Genomic DNA, 15,383 nt, shown 5'->3' on the forward strand with positions numbered 1-15,383 from the left:
ATAATTCAATCATTTGTCAAAAACCACACCCGTTTCTACCTTCTCCCAGCGCGACAGGAGAGGTGTGATGAAGCCGGAAATACGCAAGATTGTTACCTACGACGAGGAAGTTCTTGTCGAGGGATTTCGCCCTGCGGAAATCCCATGGCGTATGTTCGCCGTGGCCGCAGTGATCACCAATCCCTGGGCGGGTCGATATGTCGAAGACCTCAAACCAGAAATCCACGCATATGGCCCCTTACTGGGAAAGATGATGACGGACCGCATGATCGCGTTGGCCGGCAGTGGCGACGCAATCGAAGCCTATGGCAAGGCAGCCGTCGTCGGGCTGAATGGCGAGGTCGAGCACGCCTCGGGCATTATTCACACCCTTCGGTTCGGCAACCACTACCGCCAGGCTGTCAGCGCGAAATCCTATCTGGCTTTCACGAACACGCGCGGCCCCGCAAATGCGCCGATCATGGTGCCATTGATGGACAAAAACGATGCCGGGCGGCGGTCTCACTACCTGACCGTTCAATTCTCGATCCCGGACGCACCGCGCGACGACGAAATTGTGGTGGTACTGGGGGCGGCAACATCGGGCAGACCGCATCACCGTATCGGCGACCGGTATCAGGATCTCAAGGATTTGGGTCATGACGTGGACAACCCGGCCGCGGTCTGAAATCGGCGGGCTGGCCGCCATCCAGGCAGGCACAGGTCCGGACATCCTGTTGCTGCACGGGGTTGGCCTGCGGGCCGAAGCCTGGGGCGCGCAGTTGGACGGGTTGGCCTCTGAGGCTCGCCTGACGGCGCCGGACATGCCCGGTCACGGCGAAAGCCCGCTGAGATTTTTCGGTACGGAACTGTCGGAATACAGTGATGCCGCAGGGAACGTGCTGGGCAATCTGAACGGTCCGGCCCTTGTTGTCGGCCACTCGATGGGCGCGATGATCGCGTTGGACCTTGCCACCAAGGCGCCCGACCGGATTTGCGGCGTCGTGGCAATGAATGCCGTTTTTGAACGCAGCGCAAAGGCCGCGCTGGCGGTTCAGAAACGTGCGGCGGGACTGGATGGGGAAACACCGGTTGACCCAACCAGCACGCTGCGCCGGTGGTTTGGTGACATCGGTTCGCCTGAACGTGATGCCTGCTGCGAATGGCTAACGGCCATGGATCCGGCTGCTTACAAGCTGGCCTATACGGTTTTTGCCCAAGGCCAAAATCCGCGGCGCGAAGCGCTGGAGAAACTCGCCTGCCCCGCGCTGTTCATAACCGGCAGTCAGGAGCCGAACTCCACCCCACACATGTCGCGTAGAATGGCCGAAATCACCCCGAACGGACGCGCCCTGATCATCGATGGGGCGGCCCATATGATGCCGATGACACATGCAATTCAGGTCAACGCCGCCATCTCCAGCTTTCAAAGCGAGGTGCAATCATGACCGAAATTGACCCCCGCGACCTCCGGCGGGCATTTGGCAAATTCATGACCGGCGTGACCGTCGTTACCACGCGCAGCGCCTCTGGCATGGCCCTGGGCTTCACGGCGAATTCCTTCACTTCGGTTTCGCTCGACCCGCCGCTGCTGATCGTCTGCCCTGGCAAGAACTTGTCTTCATACGGCGAATTCTCGGCCTGCACCCATTTCACGGTGAGTGTTCTGGCCGAGGGGCAAGAGGATGTGTCCAACACCTTCGCCAGCTTCAAAGGTGATCGGTTCGCCAAAACCGACCATAGCCTTGACGCGCGCGAGATCCCTTTGATCAACGGCGCGGTCGCGACATTTTCCTGCCGGACCCATCGGGTGGTCGAGGCAGGAGACCATTGCGTTTTGATCGGACAGGTCGAAGCCTATTCCCACAACGACCGCCCGGCGCTGGGCTACGCGAACGGGCGGTACTTCAGCCTTGGTCTGGAACGCGGCGCGCTTGAACCGACGGGGCGCCGGATCGTCTGTGGCGCAATCATCGAACACGAAGGCCGCGTGCTGCTTGAAAAAACGGATGCCGGTTTCAGGCCGCCGCAGGTCACATTGTCCGACCGGCGACAGTTGCGGGACAGCCTTTGGCAGGATCTGCATGATCGTGGCATCGACGCATGTCTCGGCGTCGTCTACTCGGTCTACGACGATGCCACAGCGCATCATGTCTACATATTGGGCAATGCGCCGGACCTTCCCAAACACGGCAAGCTTGAGGCCGTCGCGATTGAAGATTTGGCGGCCCTTTCCTACACGACGACACCAATCACCACCATGATTTCCCGTTTTGCGCTGGAAAGCCGAACCCGCGACTTCTCACTGTATCTGGGCAGCGCGCAGCAGGGCGACGTGCACAGCTTTTCTGAAAGGACCTGATGGATGGAGTTTTCCCTTTTTGCACACATGGAGCGGCTGAGCCCCGATCAACCCCATGAGAAGCTGTATGAAGAATTCATCGCGCTGTGTAAAATGGCCGATGAGGCGGGAATGCGTGCCGTCTGGACCGGTGAGCACCACGGGATGGACTTTACGATTGCGCCCAACCCTCTGATGTCTTTGGTAGATATCGCACATCACACCAAGAATGTGCGGCTTGGCACCGGTACAGTGGTTGCACCGTTCTGGCATCCGATCAAACTGGCCGGCGAAACGGCTGCGGCGGACCTGATGACAGGCGGCCGTATCGAGCTGGGCATCGCCCGCGGCGCCTATTCGTATGAATATGAACGGATGATGCCGGGAATGGATGCATGGGATGCTGGCCAGCGCATGCGAGAAATCGCGCCGCTTTTGCCCCGGCTGTGGGAGGGCGACTGTGCCCATGATGGAGAGTTCTTCAAGTTCCCTGCCACCACCTCGGCCCCCAAGCCGGTGCAACCCGGAGGGCCGCCCATCTGGATCGCGGCGCGGGATCCGAACAGTCATGAATTCGGTGTGCAGAACGGCTTTAACATTCAGGTCACACCGCTCTGGCAGGGCATGCACGAGATTGAAACGCTGATGGGCCGCTTTGAGGATGCCTGCTCAAACTATGACGGGCCGCGCCCCAAGATCATGCTTCTGCACCACACCTATGTTGGCAATGACGATGCTGATCTGGATCGGGCCGCTCGGGAATTGTCGCGCTTCTACAACTACTTCGGGGCCTGGTTTCAAAACAAGCGGCCGGTCCGGCAGGGCTTGATCCAGAAGCTGACCGACGAAGAGATGGCGGCCAATACGATGATGGCCCCGGAAAACCTGGCGCGCGATCTGACTATCGGAACCGCAGATGGTGTCACGGAACGTCTGAAACGTTATGAAGATCTGGGCTATGATGAGTATTCGTTCTGGATAGACAGCGGTATGAGTTTCGAACGCAAACGCGCATCGCTGGCCCGTTTCATCGACGACGTCATGCCAAAGTTTCAGTGAGGATCGATGATGCATCAGAAACCACATTTCCAGCTTTATATCGACGGCGCGTGGACCGAAGGGGCACACGGGCAAGTGATGCATTCGCAAAACCCGGCGACGGGCCAAAAATGGTCCAGTTTCGCCTGTGCCGCACCCGAAGACGTGAACCGCGCCGTGTCCGCGGCGCGTCGGTCACTTGATGATCCCGCGTGGCGCGATATGACGCAAACCGCACGCGGCAAACTGTTGTTCAAACTTGCCGAACTGATCGAGGAAAACGCCGGACACCTGGGCCAGCTTGAGACCACAGACAGCGGAAAGCTGCTTGCCGAAACCGCAAGCCAAACAGCCTATGTCGGTGACTATTATCGATATTATGCAGGGCTTGCGGACAAGATCGAAGGGGCGGTTCTGCCGATCGACAAACCGGACATGCACGTCTTCACCAAACGCGAGCCGATTGGCGTGGTGGTCGCTATCGTCCCCTGGAACGCACAGATGTTCCTGACCGCAACCAAGCTTGGCCCCGCGATAGCAGCAGGCTGTTCGGTCGTGCTGAAAGCCTCTGAAATTGCGCCCGCTCCGATGCTGGAGTTCGCACGGCTGATCGATGAAGCCGGCTTTCCGCCCGGTGTCGTCTCTGTCATTACGGGCGATGCCGAAAACTGCGCCATCCCGCTTACCCGGCACCCGGACGTGGACCGGATCGCATTCACCGGCGGCCCGGAAACAGCGCGCCATGTCGTACGCAATTCGGCTGAGAACTTTGCAGTGACCACTTTGGAACTGGGCGGGAAATCCCCGATCATCGTTTTTGATGATGCCAATCTGGATGGCGCCGCCAATGGTTTGATTGCGGGAAACTTCGGCGCCTCGGGTCAAAGCTGCGTGGCCGGCTCGCGCGGGTTGATACATCGCTCGATACTGGAAGCGCTTGTTGACAAGATCGAAGAGAAGATGAAGGGCGTCGCAATCGGCGATCCACTGGAAACGGCCACCCATATTGGCCCGCTCTGCACCACAGCTCAGGTGGAAAGAATTCAGGCGACTTTGGCGAAAGCCACAGAACAAGGCGCACGCATCCGCTTCGGGGGGAAACCTCTGGACCGGCCGGGCAACTTCATGGCCCCTACGCTGGTGGAATGTTCGAACCCAGAGACCGAGACGCTGAAGGTCGAAATGTTCGGCCCTGTAATGTCTTTGCTGCCATTCGATACGGAAGAAGAAGCGATCGCATTGGCCAACGACTCGCAGTTCGGGCTTGGGTCCGGCGTTTTCACTGAAAATGTCGCCCGCGCCCATCGGGTTTCATCCCGCCTGAAATCGGGAATTTGTTGGATCAACACATACCGCGCAGTGTCCCCGATTGCTCCGTTTGGTGGCTACAATCAATCCGGCTATGGCAGGGAAGCCGGGATCGAGGCCATTCGCGATTACACAAGGACCAAAACCGTCTGGCTGAATACGTCGGAACAGCCAATGTCGAACCCGTTCGTCATGCGGTAACAAGATTTTGCTGCATTGTTTTGTCAAAGGCTCCGGACTTTAGCGTTTAGGGTCACCTACAAAACCTTATTGCAACTGTTCCAGCCAAATAGCTGCGTCTTCCAATCTCATGCACGCAATAAAGTCCGAGTTTTTGAGCCAGCATCTTTTCACCAATCTCGTCCTCAGAGTTTTGCGGGCGAACGAGGGAATTTCTGCAAAGAGATAATAATATCTGGTGCCCATCAGATGTGGTGACGAAGGCGGTGGGTCTGGTGTCGAAAACCTGCTCCGGCAATCCCAACTGCGCGACGCGCAGGTCCCAGACGCCCACCTGCCGCTTTGGCTTGCCGGAGGCATGGCCACTGAGGTCGAAGCACTGTGCCTGGCCCAAGCGGGACCGAACACCTCAAAGCCGGCGCAAGAGCAACGGGCATATCGCAGGTCTAAACTCCGCTGTCGGTCAACGCCGCGATAGCATCCTTGACCCGCGCCGCGTGATCGCGGTCGGCCGCCGCCGAGTGTGGATCAGCAAAATGCCCGCTGTCATTGTCGAAAAACAGCCCCGAGGCATCGGCAAATTCGTCCGACAGCGCGGCCCGTCGCAGGATATCAGCGCCGATCGCCAAGTCATTGCCGGCCATTCCAAAACCCTCTCGGACCATCTTTGAGGCCAGAAGCGAGCCAGGGTTGACCGCGACGAAGACTGGGCCCGTTGGGTACGCGCGCGCCATTTCCCGTGACCAGATCGTGAGCGCCAGCTTGCTTTGCGCATAGGCCTCCATGTCACTTAATTGCTGCTTACCGCGCATCGCTTCTACATCCACCGGCGCCTGCGCGGCCGATGAAAGGTTCACCACGCGCCCTTCAGCGGGGATGATCGGCAACAGCCGTCGGGTCAGCACATGGGGCGTCAGCGCGTTTACCACGAACCGAACATCCATCCCGTCGGCCCGGCGTGGGTGCGGAGTCTTGTAGACACCGGCATTGTTGATCAGAACGTCCAGCCGGTCGTGCCGGGCGCGCACGGTGTCAGCAAGCGCGGCGGCTTCGTCCAGATCGGAAAGATCGGCGCGGAAGGTCTCGGGGTTGCCGCCAACCGTCTGCGCGGCGGCCTTCAGCTTGTCAGAGCTGCGTCCGTGAAGCAGCACGCGGTGGCCTTCGGCCGCCAGTGTCTTGGCGGTCAACAGGCCGATGCCGTCGGTCGCGCCGGTGATCAGGATAGTCTTGGGCATTGAGGCCTCCTTGGGGATGAAATCAGTCGTGAAACTCGGGCAGAACCTCGTCGGCCAGCCGGTGCAGGGTGGGTTCGATCCCGGCCACGTTAAAGCGCAGGTTCAGTGCCACATGGTTGATGCCCAAATCGCGGATCTCGTGCAGGTAGCGACGCAGGTAATCGGTGCCGGCACTGAACCCAAGATGGATCGGGCGCGGCGGAGCGTCGGCTTGGTCCACCAGATCAACATAGAGCGACTGCATCACCGGTTTGTCGGACAAGCCGGCCTGTGCCACACGCGCTCGATAGTCGGCCACAACGCGGGACTGCGCCGCCGCACCACGCGGATAGGTCATCCAGCCGTCACCGTGGCGCGCCACCCACTCTGGCGTCTGCTGGCTGCCACCGGTGATGAGCAGCGGCAAGCGCCCGGCAGCAGGCTTAGGCAACATGTCGATACCGCCCGAGAGGTCGCCCTGCGGGTTATCCAGTCGCGGGTAATCCTGCGCCATGGCGCGGATATAGGCGAGGCTGTCACGGAAGCGCGCCCCGCGATCAGAGAAATCCTTGTTCAGCGCCGGGTATTCCTCGGGACGATCCCCCGAGGCCACACCCAGAAGCAGCCGCCCGCCCGACAGCTGGTCGGCCGAGGCTGCCGCCTTGGCCACATGGGCCGGGTGCCGTAGTGGCAGCACGATCGAAGCCACGCCAAGCGCGATGTCGCGCGTCGCAACACCCAGCGCGCCGAGATAGACGAAAGGATCGAACACCTGCCCCGCATCGCCGAACGAGGGCACGTTGAAGGGCACGTCTCGCAGCCAAAGCGCGGCAAAGCCCAGTTCGTCGGCCCGCGCGGCGCGCTCCAGATGGCGCGTCATAGTAGGTACCGGATCGTTGCGATTTGCCTCGAGCGGGACCACCAGCCCAATGCTCAGCCTGCCTGGGCGGAACACCGCGTTGAACGCGCGGTTCAGCGGCGCGAAGTTTGGCGTGTTGGATTTGTCCAGCATTTTCCGCCTTTCTCAGAACCGCACCAGCGCCCGGCTTTCCAGGCTTTTGCGGATGATGTGCCGATCAGAATCTTCGACAAGATCAATCGCGCTGTGGCCCACCGTTGGACGGCCACGATTGTCGTAGATGTTGAACCAAATGATCTCGTCCGGCGTCATGCGCGACAGATACACCCAATCATGAAGCGGATTGGCCGCCAGGCCGAGGATACGACCGCGCCGGTCGGGATAGATCAGGTCGATGTCGATCCAGTCCGCGTCGTCCACGGTTGCAGGGCGCACGAAACCCAGCGGGGCGGTGTTGATCGGGTTTTCCACCGGCCGCCACAGGTTAACGAAGGCGTAATGCCCCGCCGCCCAATCGCGCGCCCGCTCGGGCCCGAGGATGTCCACCAGCCGCTGGTGCGCACCTTGCGGGCTCAGGTCGCTGTGCACGTTGCGCGCGGGGCGGCGGTTGGCTGCTGGGTCGTCAATGCGCAATGTGTGGTCGAAGAACAGCACCTCGCGCGCGCCGATCCGGTCGCACAGCAGCTCGGCCAGTTCGCGGTCGTAAACCTTTTGCCAGCCGGGGGATTCGAAACTGGTCACCCGCGTCGGTGCCACACCAAATTCGAACCCGTCAGAGACAAAGCTGGCCCCTGCCCGCCCGGCACGCAGATCGGTCAGTGCCACCTCGGTCGCGGCCAATTCGGGCGAGACCAGATTGCCAGCGATGCTGTCCGCGTCCAGCACGAATGCCTGCGGCGCGGGCTTGTGAACATGATAATTGACGGTTCCGGTCCGGGTCATGAAAGCCTCCTTGGGGGTGCCGGCCCGGCATACCGGGCCAGTGCCGCATTCATGCGAGGTCGTCCTGCCCCGCGATCAGGTAGTGATGGCTGACCGAGCCCTTGGCGCGGGCGGCCAGGTGCGGTGCATCGGCCGGGTCCGCCATGAAGGCGCGGGCCGCCTCTTCCGAAGGCCGCTCGATGATGATCCTCAGCCCGGCGGGCTGATCCTCGCCTTCCATCTGCGCGTGGGTCGCGGTACGCGCAAGATACTTGCCGCCATGTGCCGCCACGCGTTCGTTGGCGGTGGGCAGGTAGCCGGGGATCCAGTCCTCGGCGGTGGGGGTGACGTCCAGAACGGAATAATAGGTCATCGTGTATCTCCTTCGGGGTCAGAACCAAGCGACGGTGTCTTGCATCGTGCGGCGGGTCTTGGGGAATTCGGGATCCTTCGCGCGATGACCAAAGGCGAACATCACCGCCGGTTTCCATTTCGCAGTGTCGATGCCGAAATCTTCGGCCAGAACCTGCGTCGTCCGCGCCATGTCGAAACCCTCGATCGGGCAACTGTCGATCCCCATCAGCGCACCGGCGGTCATCATGTTGGCCAGCACGATATAGGCCTGCTTGCCCGACCAGTCGGTGATCTCGCGGTCAGAGGTGATCTTGTGATCCTCGGCCTGGAACTTGCCGTATGCGCCGTTGAAGATCTCGATCACTTCCTCGGGCAGCTGCTTCACTTGCCGGTAGTGGTCTTGCAGATAATCCGATCCGGCGCGCATCAGTTCACCCGTCGCCGCAAGGATGATGCCGAAATGGCTGGCGGTGCCAAGCTGGCCGGTCGACCCGTTCATCATCCCGTTGGCACCCCATGAAAACTCGCGGAACAGCTCGCGCTTGTCGGGCGACTGGATCATCAGGATGCGGAAGGGCTCGTGACCGAACGAAGTGGGCGAAAGGCGTGCAGCCTCGAGGATCGTCTCGAAGTCAGCGTCGCTCACCTTGCGTTCAGGGTCGAAGATCTTGGTGGCATGGCGAGAATTGAAGGCCTCAATGATCTGCGCATTGATATCGGTCGTCACCTCGGTGATCGCATTCATTTTATGTCTCCGTTGGGGTGTGTGTCGGTGTGCACCTGACTTATCACTTGCAAGAGCAAGAAAAAGATGGTGAAAAATAAGTTCAGTTTTCGCATTTTGGATATAATCAATATGGATACCGACAGCCTGCGCCTGTTCGTCATGGCGGCCGAACGGCTCAATATCAGCGCCGCCGGGCGCGAGCTTGGCCTTGCACCGGCAGTCTCGAGTGCCAGGCTGGCCAAGCTTGAGAACGAACTTGGCGTCGAGCTTTTGCACCGCACCACGCGCAAGGTGTCGTTGTCATTGGAAGGGTCGGAGTTTCTGCCTTATGCGCGTGAAATTCTCGCCCAGACGGATGCAGCGCGCGCTGCGCTCGGAGGCACGGATACCGGCCCCACAGGCACCTTGCGTTTCGCAGCCCCCAGCAGTTTTGCCCAGTTGCACATCATGCCGCTGTTGCCCGAGTTTCATCAACGCTATCCCGACCTGACGCTGGACCTGCGACTGTCGGACAAGCCCTTCGACGCCATCGAGGGCAGTTTCGACCTAGCCCTGCGCAACGCGCCGCTGGCCGATAGCAGCCTCAAGGGGCGCAAACTTTCAGATGACATCCGCCTGCTCTGCGCTGCGCCGGAATATCTCAAGCAGCACGGAGTGCCTTCGACACCCGAGGATTTGACGGGGCATCGTTTCATCGCGTGGGCCAATCTCGACCGGCGCGAACTGGTTGATCCAGCTAGTCAGAAGGCGGTCCTGAACCCGCGCGCGATGATCAGCCGAACCATCGTCGATGACGGCACCGCGCAACGCGAGGCAACGCTTGCCGGAGCGGGGCTTTCGATCAACTCACTCTGGAGCGTGGCCCATGAACTGCGCTCTGGGCGGCTCAGGCAGGTATTGCCTGACTGGCGGCTGAATGATCATGCAGGGCTGTGGCTGATCTATCCGCGCTCGAACGTGATGACGCCCAAAACACGAATCTTCATGGATTTTCTCGTCGAAAAACTCGGCGGCAGGTCAGGCACCGGCTGGGTCGAAGCGCAGCAGGACAGCTCGTAATCGTGCATCGCGTTCGCGGACAGGTGCAGTTCAAGTTTCGCAATGGTGATGGTGGCGGAGAGACAGGGATTCGAACCCTGGAGACGGTTTCCCGCCTACACACTTTCCAGGCGTGCGCCTTCGACCACTCGGCCACCTCTCCGTGCCGGCGATATTTGGACGAATGCCGTCGGATTTGCAAGGCCCCAATTCGACGAATTCAGGGGAATAGCGCAAATTAATCAATGCACCTACCGACGGGTGATCACAGGTCAACACGTGCTGCGATCTGGCCCCTCAGATCTCATCACCGGCATCCGGGCCCATATCCGCCTCGGTCAAATCCGCCGGAGCTTCTGCAACTTTGCGTGGCTCGTCCTGCACAGATGCGGAAGGCTCCTGCTTGCTCGGGCCAGATGCCAGCAGGGTTTCGGGATTTCGCAGCCAGACATCACGTTGTGCGAACGGGATCTCGATCCCTGCTTCCGAGAATCTACGGTTGATTTCATGGTTCATGTCAGATTTCACCGACAGAACCCAATTCACATCCCGCAGGATCGCCCGTATTTCAAAATCCAAGGAGTCTGCTCCAAACCCCTGGAACACAACGCTTGGCGCCGGGTTTGCCAACACCATCGGATGGCTGTTGGCAATTTCGCCCAGAATGGTTTCGACCAGGCGCGTGTCAGTTCCGTATGCAACACCCACCGGAACGATCACCCGCCCGATCGTATTGCCGCGGGTATAGTTCGTTACGACACCGCTGATCAGGTCAGAGTTCGGAACGATAACATCCGTCCTGTCGAACGTCTCGACCCGGGTCGAACGAACGGAAATGTCCTTAACATATCCCATCATGCCATTCACATCGATCCAATCCCCCTTGGAAATCGGACGCTCGACCAAAAGGATGATGCCAGAAACGAAGTTCGACACGATTGTCTGCAAACCAAAGCCGATGCCAACAGACAGCGCTCCGGCGACGATCGCCAGCGATGACAGATCAAAACCGGCCACCATGATTGCCACCAACGCGGCAAGGAATATGCCAACGTATCCCGAACCAGCGACAATCGCGTTTTGGCCACCCGGATCTATGTTGGTTTTCGGCAAAAGCGAATTGCGCAGCCCGCTTTGCAACAGACGCGTCAGCGTATAACCGATTGCAAACACGGCAACAAAGGTCAGAAAGTTGCTGGGCGAAATTGTGACGCCACCGATATCAAAACCAAGCAGCAGGCGCGACCATGCTTCCAGCAGGTCTGTTTCCCGCGCACCCCAATAGATCGCCAGAATGGGAAGCGCCAAGATGGCCAATGCAAACCCGACCAGCACGGAAAAAAGCGAATCCCCTGCGGCTTCGCCCTGCCCGGTGACCCAACCGTAAATCTGACTGATGAACCGTTGCAGGATGACCAAGGCCCCGATCAGCACCAATGTCTTGACGGCAGGAAACACGATTGCTTCGGCCGCATTGGTGTATCCGAAAATAGCCAGTAAGGGAGACATGATCCCCAAAAGGAACAAAGCCCGGCGCAAGAACTCGACCAGTTGGCTGAAACCCGCGGAACGGGTCGAGGCAGCTTGATCCGGAGGCCCGTCGGTTGTTCGAATCTGACGTACTCGCAACAACAACAAAGCCGTCGCGACAATGACCGGGAAACTGACTACGGCGCGAGTGGCGTCGGAAATGTTTTCGATCCGTTCGAACAAAAACGCCAATTCGTGCAAAACCAGCATCAGGGCGAGCAGATCGATATACACGCGCAGTTCAGTGATGCGCGCAGCGGACAGACGTTTGAACCCTTGCGACGCGCCGATCACGTATACTTGGCGACCAATCCAGTCATAGAAAAACACGATCGCCGCCCAATACGGAGCATTCTGAAGCAAAAGGCTGCCCCGCAGACCCGGAACGCCTGTGAGACTGATCGCCGTGACCACGGCCACCACACCGATCCATGGCAACAGAATTCTCAGAAGTGAGATTACGAACGACCAAACCCCCGTCCCGGCCCCGCCGAGTAACCTCAGGTAGTCGCCTCCAAGTTCAGACCACCGTTTGCCAAAGATCAGCAGCACGGCTGAAATGACCAGAAGTATGAAGATTGCGAGCCCACGAGCACGAATTTGCTCGCGCACGACATCTGAACGCAAATTCGTGATCGTTTCGTTTACCAGGCCTTGAACGGCCTCTTTGACATCCACCCATGCCGGACCCCAATACGCCGGGTTGATCGGCGAAGGGCCCTGTTCAAAGAACTCTTTTTTCTGGCGCGCGCGAAGGATCTGATCAATTTCGCTGATCAGCCCGTTCGCACGGCTATACGCCTCTTCGGATATGATGCGCGGAACACGCAGGCTGTTGAGCTGTTCCTCAAGATGCACGCGAAGATTTGCTATGTCTTCAGGTTCAGTCGTGTCCCCTTCGGGTTTGGGCCCCAACGCTTTTATCTGGCTTTCCAGCGTCGTTATACGGTCGGTATTCGCACCACGAGCTCGATTGAAGTCGTCCCTGTAACCATTTATTTCAGAACGTAAATTCTCCAGCGCAGCGTCAGACGCCCGGTTCGCCTCGATGACGGCTTCGGCCCGGCTCGCGGTTTTGACCCAGCCTTGGTAATACTCACTTTGACGATCCGTCAGCTGTGCAACAGCGCTATTCGAAAACCCGACAAAGCACAGGAATAGCAGGGTCAGAAACAGGCGGACCTGTCCAAGCATCACACGTCCTCGAAAACGCCGGGAATGCTGCGCGGTGCCTCGGTCATCCAATCCGGAACCGGAAGCTCTTTTTCACGCAGGAACTCGGGGTTGAACAGCTTTGATTGATAGCGTGTGCCATAATCGCACAGGATGGTCACAATGGTATGGCCGGGCCCCATTTCCTTGGCCAGGCGCACCGCCCCTGCCATGTTGATCGCGGTCGAGCCGCCCATGACCAGGCCTTCGTCACGCAGAAGATCAAAGATGTAGGGCAGCGCTTCGTTGTCGGTGATCTGATAAGAAAAATCCGGCGTGAACCCCTCAAGGTTTTTGGTGATACGCACCTGCCCGATACCTTCGGCGATTGACCCACCTTCCATCGCGATCTCGCCTGTTGTGTAATACGAATACAGGCCAGCCCCCATAGGATCTGCAAGACCGATCTTGACGCCCTTGGGTTGCAAAACTTCGGCAACGCCTGCCAATGTCCCCCCCGACCCGACCGCGCTGACGAACCCGTCAACTTTGCCGTCTGTCTGGTCCCAGATCTCGGGGCCCGTGGTTTCCACATGTGCCTGACGATTCGCCACATTGTCGAACTGGTTGGCCCAGATTGCGCCATTGGGTTCTGTCTGCGCCAATTCCTCGGCCAGACGGCGGGAATAGTGCACGAAATTGTTGGGGTTGCGATACGGGGCCGCGGGTACCTGAACCAACTGTGCGCCCGCCAGACGCAGCATATCCTTCTTTTCTTCCGATTGGGTCTCGGGGATAACGATAACCGTTTTGAACCCCATCGACGCACCGACCAAAGCCAGACCAATACCGGTGTTGCCGGCGGTGCCTTCCACGATGGTGCCGCCCGGTTTCAGATCCCCGCGTGCGATGGCATCTTTGATGATAAAAAGAGCAGCACGATCCTTTACCGACTGACCCGGGTTCATGAACTCGGCTTTGCCAAGAATCTCGCATCCGGTCTCTTCGCTGATACGGCGCAGCCGGATCAACGGTGTTTTTCCTACTGCGTCAGCAAGATCTCGTGCAATGCGCATGGTCGCCTCTTGTCATTTGGTATCTTCGAAGATTTACAGGCGCACTGCCGGGACCACAAGCGCGATAGTCATGCGCGCAAACGATCCCGATGGCGGGCCAGCCAGTAAGCCAGAGACACCAGCTGCAAATCCTTGAAAAGATGACGGTCTGTCATATCGATGAACTCGTCGAACGGCAGTATCCGACTGCGAATATCTTCGCCTTCTGTGTCCAGGCCACCGGTGATGGTTGTCTGGGTCAAGTTGCCAAGCCCGACATAGAGATACATGAAACCCGTCGACGACCCGCTGGAGGAATACGCCCCGCCCGCATATTCCAGCCTGTCAAATCGAACTCCGGCTTCCTCCATGGCTTCGCGATGTGCCGTCTGTTCCGGCGTTTCTCCGGGGTCGATCATCCCGGCAACCGCTTCCCAAAGCCAGGGCTCTGGATCATCGATCAAAAACACCGGCGGTCTGAACTGCTCGACCAAAAGCACTGTGTCGCGGATCGGGTCATAGGGCAGAACGGACACGGCACTACCCTGCATCAAGCCGCCCCGGTGCAGCACGGGGCCCATGCTGCCGTCATGTTGCCGGTGCTGAAGGTCTATTTCCTCCATCCCGAAATAGTCGACGTAAACGCGTTCATGACGGTGGACGATTACGTCTTCGGCTATGTTCCGTGGATCGCCGGTTCGTCGTTGCCTGGCCATGATCTTTGCCCAGGCACGGGTTTGAATGGCACGGACACTGCGCGCCATGGTTTTGGGATCGACTCTGCCGAAATAGGCCATTTCTTCTTCGGCGGCGAGCGCCGTAACCTCGCCCAATTTGTCTGCCCAGCCCTGCAACGACCACAATTCACCGGGTTGCCACGCGCTCGGGGTCGGGAAAAAGACCTGCGCCTGTGCTTCGCCCCCGTCCTCCAGAATGACATTCAACGATTTCAGGTCATAGTCGAAGGATCCTTCGTAATAAGCCAGTCTGGCCAGATCATCGGAGGACAGGCCCTGAACCAGCAGACCTTCGGCAGCGGCACCCTTGGCGGGCAGGATCATCGGGAAATCTTGCCCCTGGACCGCGTGAACCGCGTGATCGCACAGCTTGGCAGCGTGAAACGTTTTTTCGCTCAGCGGACGGCCCAGGACACGCTGCAACAACGGCAGATACCGCAACGTTCCATAGAAGAACAAATCAGACAAATTTAATCTCTCTTGTGACGAAACGGTTCAGCGCCATTTGCGGCTGGCCTGTTCGGTGGCCAGACCGGCGACAACGGCGCCAATTGCGAGTGCAACCAGAATTTCGGGATAGATAAGCTGCTTACCATAATCGATACCAATCGAAAAAATGGCCATCACAGCTTCGAACGGGCCGCCATATCGATTGCGCATCGCAAGGTCGAACATGCGGTAGCACCCCTGCACAAACAGCGCCCAGAAAACCAGCGAAGCAACGCCGGTCAGGCCGTTATTAATACCCGCTGTCCAACCACGCCCAGCGCGCTTGCCCATGATTTTCCAACCACAGATCGCACCAAGAGCCATATTCACATAGGTGAAGTAACCATAGTCCTTACCCTCTTCGCCGTTTTCGATAACCATGCTTGAAACAAGAAAGGCCAGCACGACGAGACAAACAGCGGCGACGAGACGCGAGGCAGTGGGCATGTGATGGTCCGTGA

At 59.0% G+C, this 15,383-nt stretch carries 16 protein-coding genes and 1 tRNA gene; 6 read left to right on the forward strand and 11 right to left on the reverse strand.

The genetic code is table 11. From position 1 onward, the window contains the following. Positions 1-67 precede the first annotated feature (67 nt). From ACR0A2_RS04340 to ACR0A2_RS04360, 5 genes are read left to right on the forward strand one after another with little or no spacing between them, the layout of a single operon-like run. Positions 68-667 carry an amino acid synthesis family protein gene (locus tag ACR0A2_RS04340; RefSeq protein WP_171204647.1) on the forward strand — a complete coding sequence of 200 codons (600 nt, stop codon included), beginning with the start codon at positions 68-70 and terminating at the stop codon, positions 665-667. Beyond that, a complete protein-coding gene (locus ACR0A2_RS04345) occupies positions 639-1,427 on the forward strand; it encodes an alpha/beta fold hydrolase (RefSeq protein WP_480834151.1) in 789 nt (262 codons plus the stop codon). The genes ACR0A2_RS04340 and ACR0A2_RS04345 overlap by 29 nt, the downstream gene beginning before the upstream one ends. Beyond that, positions 1,424-2,341: a flavin reductase family protein gene (locus tag ACR0A2_RS04350; RefSeq protein WP_480834152.1), complete on the forward strand. Its 918-nt coding sequence runs from the start codon at positions 1,424-1,426 to the stop codon at positions 2,339-2,341. Before ACR0A2_RS04345 ends, ACR0A2_RS04350 begins: the two co-directional genes overlap by 4 nt. 3 nt (positions 2,342-2,344) lie before the next feature. Further along, the gene (locus tag ACR0A2_RS04355) at positions 2,345-3,379 is read left to right on the forward strand and encodes an LLM class flavin-dependent oxidoreductase (protein WP_480834153.1); all 1,035 of its coding nucleotides are present in this window, start codon (positions 2,345-2,347) and stop codon (positions 3,377-3,379) included. 9 nt (positions 3,380-3,388) lie between these two features. Next, positions 3,389-4,867, forward strand: a complete 1,479-nt coding sequence (locus ACR0A2_RS04360; RefSeq protein ID WP_480834154.1) for an aldehyde dehydrogenase — start codon at positions 3,389-3,391, stop codon at positions 4,865-4,867. A 52-nt stretch (positions 4,868-4,919) separates the two neighbouring features. Here the strand turns inward: ACR0A2_RS04360 and ACR0A2_RS04365 are convergent, their stop codons facing one another. The 6 genes from ACR0A2_RS04365 to ACR0A2_RS04390 are packed head-to-tail and all read right to left on the reverse strand — an operon-like array spanning position 4,920 to position 8,939. Then, positions 4,920-5,240, reverse strand: coding sequence for a hypothetical protein (locus tag ACR0A2_RS04365; protein WP_480834155.1), 321 nt, complete (start codon positions 5,238-5,240; stop codon positions 4,920-4,922). A 52-nt stretch (positions 5,241-5,292) separates the two neighbouring features. Next, a complete protein-coding gene (locus tag ACR0A2_RS04370) occupies positions 5,293-6,081 on the reverse strand; it encodes an SDR family NAD(P)-dependent oxidoreductase (RefSeq protein WP_480834156.1) in 789 nt (262 codons plus the stop codon). Between the two features lie 22 nt (positions 6,082-6,103). Next, positions 6,104-7,072, reverse strand: coding sequence for an LLM class oxidoreductase (locus tag ACR0A2_RS04375; RefSeq protein WP_480834157.1), 969 nt, complete (start codon positions 7,070-7,072; stop codon positions 6,104-6,106). A gap of 12 nt (positions 7,073-7,084) precedes the next feature. After that, positions 7,085-7,861: a CmcJ/NvfI family oxidoreductase gene (locus tag ACR0A2_RS04380; RefSeq protein ID WP_480834158.1), complete on the reverse strand. Its 777-nt coding sequence runs from the start codon at positions 7,859-7,861 to the stop codon at positions 7,085-7,087. Between the two features lie 49 nt (positions 7,862-7,910). Further along, the gene (locus ACR0A2_RS04385) at positions 7,911-8,213 is read right to left on the reverse strand and encodes a DUF1330 domain-containing protein (RefSeq protein ID WP_480834159.1); all 303 of its coding nucleotides are present in this window, start codon (positions 8,211-8,213) and stop codon (positions 7,911-7,913) included. A gap of 18 nt (positions 8,214-8,231) precedes the next feature. Next, on the reverse strand, positions 8,232-8,939 hold the full coding sequence (locus tag ACR0A2_RS04390) for an NAD(P)H-dependent oxidoreductase (protein WP_480834160.1): 708 nt from the start codon (positions 8,937-8,939) through the stop codon (positions 8,232-8,234). Positions 8,940-9,050: 111 nt separating this feature from the next. Here ACR0A2_RS04390 and ACR0A2_RS04395 point away from each other — a divergent pair, with 111 nt between their 5' ends. Beyond that, complete coding sequence (locus ACR0A2_RS04395) at positions 9,051-9,980, forward strand: LysR family transcriptional regulator (protein WP_480834162.1); 930 nt, start codon at positions 9,051-9,053, stop codon at positions 9,978-9,980. Positions 9,981-10,032: 52 nt separating this feature from the next. Here ACR0A2_RS04395 and ACR0A2_RS04400 read toward each other — a convergent pair. The 5 genes from ACR0A2_RS04400 to ACR0A2_RS04420 all read right to left on the reverse strand — a co-directional run bounded on the left by ACR0A2_RS04400 (position 10,033) and on the right by ACR0A2_RS04420 (position 15,369). Further along, positions 10,033-10,122: transfer RNA gene (locus ACR0A2_RS04400), tRNA-Ser, on the reverse strand. A gap of 134 nt (positions 10,123-10,256) precedes the next feature. Continuing rightward, positions 10,257-12,683 carry a DUF3772 domain-containing protein gene (locus ACR0A2_RS04405; RefSeq protein WP_480834163.1) on the reverse strand — a complete coding sequence of 809 codons (2,427 nt, stop codon included), beginning with the start codon at positions 12,681-12,683 and terminating at the stop codon, positions 10,257-10,259. Next, entirely contained in the window at positions 12,683-13,717 is a 1,035-nt protein-coding gene (locus tag ACR0A2_RS04410; protein WP_171639622.1) for a cysteine synthase A, read from the reverse strand. The genes ACR0A2_RS04405 and ACR0A2_RS04410 overlap by 1 nt, the downstream gene beginning before the upstream one ends. Positions 13,718-13,785: 68 nt before the next feature. Beyond that, positions 13,786-14,901, reverse strand: a complete 1,116-nt coding sequence (locus tag ACR0A2_RS04415; protein ID WP_480834164.1) for an NUDIX domain-containing protein — start codon at positions 14,899-14,901, stop codon at positions 13,786-13,788. Positions 14,902-14,928: 27 nt separating this feature from the next. Next, positions 14,929-15,369, reverse strand: coding sequence for a TrgA family protein (locus ACR0A2_RS04420; protein WP_171228617.1), 441 nt, complete (start codon positions 15,367-15,369; stop codon positions 14,929-14,931). Positions 15,370-15,383: the final 14 nt, after the last annotated feature.

This window comes from Ruegeria sp. H8 (genome assembly GCF_056532905.1).